This window comes from Sulfurimonas sp., assembly GCF_028694895.1.
GTDB lineage: Bacteria > Campylobacterota > Campylobacteria > Campylobacterales > Sulfurimonadaceae > Sulfurimonas.
Genome location: NZ_JAQVKA010000105.1, coordinates 1 through 4,854, shown reverse-complemented (window position 1 = coordinate 4,854; position 4,854 = coordinate 1). Strand labels below are relative to the sequence as shown.

The following is a 4,854-nucleotide window of genomic DNA, read 5'->3' as shown; positions in this document are numbered from 1 at the left end:
AGTAAAATATAAATTTATTAGTATTTCAACACTTTTTAGAGATAATCGCCCTCATTATAAAATATAAACAACTTTTACAAGGATACACATGTTAGATTTTGCAAAATTTACTAAATACTCTAAACCGGGGCCTCGTTATACTAGCTATCCGACAGCGCTGGAGTTTAGTGACTCTTTTGGGTATGATGAGTATATCAAAATGCTAAAATCACAAGACTCATCTCGTCCTCTTAGCCTCTATTTTCACCTTCCTTTTTGTAAAAATGCATGTTATTTTTGTGGTTGTAATGTTGTTTTTACTTCTAAAGAGGACAAGATGCTTCGTTATTTGGAGTATTTAAAGAGAGAGTTAAAGATACTCTCTTCTTATGTTGATTGCAACCGCTCAGTTATTCAGATGCATTTTGGTGGTGGAACACCTACATTTTTTACGGCCGAGCAGTTAGATGAAGTTATAAAAGAGATCAGATCTTTTTTTCCAAACTTTGTCAAAGATGCAGAGGTTAGTTGTGAGATAGATCCTCGTCATATAAATGAAGATCAGATGAAAGTTTTAAGCCAAAATGGTTTTAATCGTGTGAGCTTTGGTATACAAGATTTTAATGAAAAAGTACAAATTGCAGTTCATAGAGTTCAGCCATATGAGATAACAAAAGATGCTATGGATTTGGCAAGAAAGTACGATATGCACTCTGTTAATGTTGACCTTATTTACGGACTTCCATTTCAAACATTAGAGACATTTAAAGAGACGCTGGCCCTCTCACTTACGTTAAATCCTGATAGATATGCTGTGTTTAACTACGCGCATGTTCCGTGGATGAAAAAAACTATGCGCAAGATTGATGAAACAACACTTCCTCTTCCTGATGAGAAGCTTCAAATCATGCAATACACGATTGATTTTTTAACATCAAATGGCTATAAAATGATAGGAATGGATCACTTTGCAAAGCCAGAAGATGAACTTTTTCAAGCTATAGAAAAGGGTGAGTTGCATAGAAACTTCCAAGGATATACAACTAAGGGCGGTGCAGACTTGATAGGTATTGGGCTTACTTCCATAGGTGAGGGCGTCTCACATTATGCGCAAAACTTTAAAGATATGAAAGAGTATGAAGAAGCTATTGAGAATGAGAAACTTCCTTTTGAGAGAGGTGTTTCTTTAAATGAAGATGACATGATTCGTCAATTCGTAATCATGGAACTTATGAGTAACTTCAAGCTTGATATAAAAAGATTTGAGAAACTCTTTAACCTCGATTTTAAAACCTATTTCGCAGATGCGATTAAAGAGTTAAAACCGTTCCAAGATGATGAACTTTTAACTATGGATGATAATTTTATAGAGTGTAGTCAGACTGGAACTCTACTTATTAGAAATATTGCCATGCCATTTGATGCTTATATGAAGCGCCATGAGGCAAATGCAAAAACTTTCTCTAAAACGGTTTGATCATGAGCAAGGCAGTACAAGAAATCTTTGACTTTGGCGCTACAACTGATGAGTGTATAAAGTGTGCAAAGTGTATCCCTGTTTGTACAATTTACAATGTAAATCCAGATGAGGTAACTTCTCCTCGTGGATTTTTAGACCTACTTGGAGCTTATCAAAGAGGCAACTTAGAGCTAGATCAAAATGCTAAAGATATCTTTGAGAGCTGTTTTTTATGTACGGCGTGTGTTGAGGTTTGTCCAAAATCGCTTCCAACAGATATGGTGATAGAACAAGTTCGCGCCGACATCGGTAAAAAGTTTGGCATAGCTTGGTATAAAAGAGCGTTTTTCTTGCTTCTTCGTCACAGATGGTTAAATGACCTTGCCTTTAAGCTTGGCTGGGTATTTCAAACATGTGGATTTAAGATAAAAGCGGATATAGATTCTATGAGCGGAAGGTTTAATCTGCCAATGTTAAAGGCTGATAGAATATTACCAAGCCTTAAAAAAACATCATTTTTAAACTCACATCCAGAAAACTTAAGCAATGGTGGCAAAAGAAAAGTAGCTATATTTATAGGTTGTTTAGGTAACTATAACTATGTAAATGTTGGAAATTCACTTCTGGAGATATTAGAACATTTAGAAATTGATGCATTCTTAGCAAAAGATCAGAAGTGTTGTGGTGCGCCTGCTTATTTCACAGGTGATTTTTATACTGTTGATTATAACGCGAAGTTCAACATAGAGTATTTTGAGAGCTTTAGTAAAGATGTAGAAGCTATTATAATCCCAGAAGCAACATGTAGTGCGATGTTAAAGATAGACTATGAGCACTATTTTCATGATCAACCTGAGTGGAAGGCTAGAGCAATCGCTATAAAAGATAAAATTTTTATGGCGACTGAGTGGCTTGAGCAAAAAACAAATCTATCTGAAGTTTTAAAGTCAAAGAAAAAAGATACAAAAATCGTAACTTATCACGACCCTTGTCATGCAAGAAAGATGCAGGGAATTTATCAAGAGCCAAGAAAACTTATAAGTAAAAATTACGACATTGTAGAGATGAGTGATCCAAATACATGTTGTGGTTTTGGTGGTGTAACTATGCAGAGTGAGAAGTACCATTTTGCAAAAGCTGCTGGTATTCCAAAAGCAGATATGATTAAAAAAACTGGTGCTGATATTGTTAGTTCAGAGTGTAGTGCATGTAGAATGCAAATCAACGCTTCAATGGGCTATGTAGATGCTCCACAAATCTTTAAAAACCCTATCGAGCTTATAGCCGATGCTCTAAGAGAGTAGCCATTAGATGTACTTAAACCAATGGAATAACATATATGATAGATTTGATCCAGTAGCTTTTCATATCTTCTCCCTGCCAGTTCATTGGTATGGCATCATGTATGTTTTAGCACTTCTTAGCGCTCTTTATATCGGAAAGTATTTCATTAAAAGAGATAGTCTTGATTTTAGGGGCAAAGAGATAGATGCTTATTTTATCTATGTAGAAATCGGCGTTATCTTGGGTGCAAGGCTAGGTTATATCCTCTTTTATGATACTCAAACTCTCTACTACCTCTCTCATCCATGGCAGATTTTCAACCCTTTTGTAAATGGCGAATTTGTTGGTATTCGAGGTATGAGCTACCATGGCGCGGTTCTTGGCTTTTTGATAAGCACATATATATACTCAAAAAAATACAAAACAGATTTTGGCAAGATTATGGACTTAGTTGCCATAAGTGTACCTCTTGCTTTTGTTTTTGGGCGAATTGGTAATTTTTTAAATAAAGAGCTTATTGGGCGAGAAACAGACGCTCCTTGGGGAATCGTAGTTGATGGAGTTTTAAGACATCCATCACAGTTATATGAGGCGCTCTTAGAAGGCTTTGGCGTCTTTATAGTTGTATTTATATATAGAAAGTATAAAAGTTTTAGCGGAGAGTTGATTTTAGTTTATGGTATTAGTTATGGGCTATTTCGTGCAACCGCAGAGATTTGGCGTGCTCCAGATGTTCAGATAGGCTATGTTTGTTGCAACGCTATAACTCAAGGGCAGGTGATGAGCCTTGCTATGAGTGTAGTTGGAGTTGTTGCGTGGGTTTACTATAAAAAAAGAGCTATAAAGATTTAACTTCTTGAATCTTTACGAGATTTATTATCTTTTTTCACTGAACTTCTCCAAAAATGATTTACAAGATAATACCCAAGTAAAGAACCAAACACTGAATAAAAAGCTGTTCCTACATACAGAGGAACAAAAATATTTCCTATATTTTGACTAAACCACTCTAGTGTCATCTCAACAGGTGTTGTCTCCATACCAAGTATAAAACTCCCAGTTAGATACTCCATATAGTACATTGCAGGCATCGTAAAAGGGTTACTTAACCAACAGATAGAAATAGCTATTGGCACATTAAATCTTGTAAAAGGGATAACTGCTACAACAGCTAACATCTGCATAGGCATTGGGATAAAAGCTATAAAAAGCCCTATTAATACGCCTTTAGAGACCATTTTTCTATTTGCAGAGAGGTATTCCATAGGGATATTATATTTATCTGTAAATGCTTTTAATTTTTCACTTGCGTTTATGTTTTTAAAAAATTTTCTTATCATGATTTGTGCCAATCTAAAGTATGCGAAATTATAGCTGTGTGAAGCTTATTTTTTTTAATGATATGTTAAAATTACGCCATTAATGTAGAAAGTGGGTAAATATTATGTCATTTGAAAAATTAGGGGTCATAAAACCACTTCTTAGCGCTATAAAAGATTTAGGCTATGAAAAACCTACAACTATACAAACAAGAGCTATACCTCTTATTTTAGCAAAGAGCGATGTTTTTGCAACAGCTCAAACAGGAACTGGTAAAACTGCTGCGTTTGGTCTTGGAATGTTACAAAGACTTAGAAAAATGACTGCTGATAAAGAGCGCACCTTAAGAGGTTTAGTAATAGCTCCAACTCGCGAACTCTCAATACAAATATATGAAGATTTGCAAAGTTATGCAAAAAACATGGGCTTAAACATTGCTGTTTTAGTAGGTGGAAAAGATTTAGAGACACAGCAAAAAATCTTAAAAGAGGGTGTTGATATAGTAATAGCTACACCTGGGCGAGTGCTAGAGCATGTAGATAAAGGCTTAAGTTTATCACATGTAGAGATTTTTGTCCTTGATGAAGCCGACAGAATGCTAGATATGGGTTTTATGAAAGAGATTAGACGTATCCACCCCCTTCTACCAAAGAGACATCAAACACTTCTTTTCTCAGCAACATTTAGCGATAAAGTAAGAAAACTCTCAAAGTTAATCCTAACTAAACCAGCATTTATAGAAACATCTAAAAAGAACTCAACAGTAGATACAATAAATCAAGTAGTTTACCTTGTAGATACTGATAGAAAAG

5 protein-coding genes are annotated in these 4,854 nt (G+C 35.2%); 4 read left to right on the top strand and 1 reads right to left on the bottom strand.

Annotated elements, in window-relative coordinates; translation table 11 throughout:
* Positions 1–88 precede the first annotated feature (88 nt).
* From hemN to lgt, 3 genes are read left to right on the top strand one after another with little or no spacing between them, the layout of a single operon-like run.
* Positions 89–1,456, top strand: a complete 1,368-nt coding sequence (gene hemN / locus PHI38_RS09115; RefSeq protein WP_299855361.1) for an oxygen-independent coproporphyrinogen III oxidase — start codon at positions 89–91, stop codon at positions 1,454–1,456.
* A gap of 2 nt (positions 1,457–1,458) precedes the next feature.
* On the top strand, positions 1,459–2,742 hold the full coding sequence (locus PHI38_RS09110; RefSeq protein WP_299855358.1) for a (Fe-S)-binding protein: 1,284 nt from the start codon (positions 1,459–1,461) through the stop codon (positions 2,740–2,742).
* Between the two features lie 7 nt (positions 2,743–2,749).
* Positions 2,750–3,574: a prolipoprotein diacylglyceryl transferase gene (lgt, locus tag PHI38_RS09105; RefSeq protein WP_299855355.1), complete on the top strand. Its 825-nt coding sequence runs from the start codon at positions 2,750–2,752 to the stop codon at positions 3,572–3,574.
* Here lgt and PHI38_RS09100 read toward each other — a convergent pair.
* Entirely contained in the window at positions 3,571–4,062 is a 492-nt protein-coding gene (locus PHI38_RS09100) for a DUF2062 domain-containing protein (protein ID WP_299855352.1), read from the bottom strand. The two genes, lgt and PHI38_RS09100, sit on opposite strands and share 4 nt — an antisense overlap.
* 104 nt (positions 4,063–4,166) lie before the next feature.
* On the opposite strand from PHI38_RS09100, the gene PHI38_RS09095 reads away from it, so the two are divergent.
* A partial coding sequence (locus PHI38_RS09095; protein WP_299855349.1) for a DEAD/DEAH box helicase occupies positions 4,167–4,854 on the top strand: 688 nt, incomplete at its 3' end.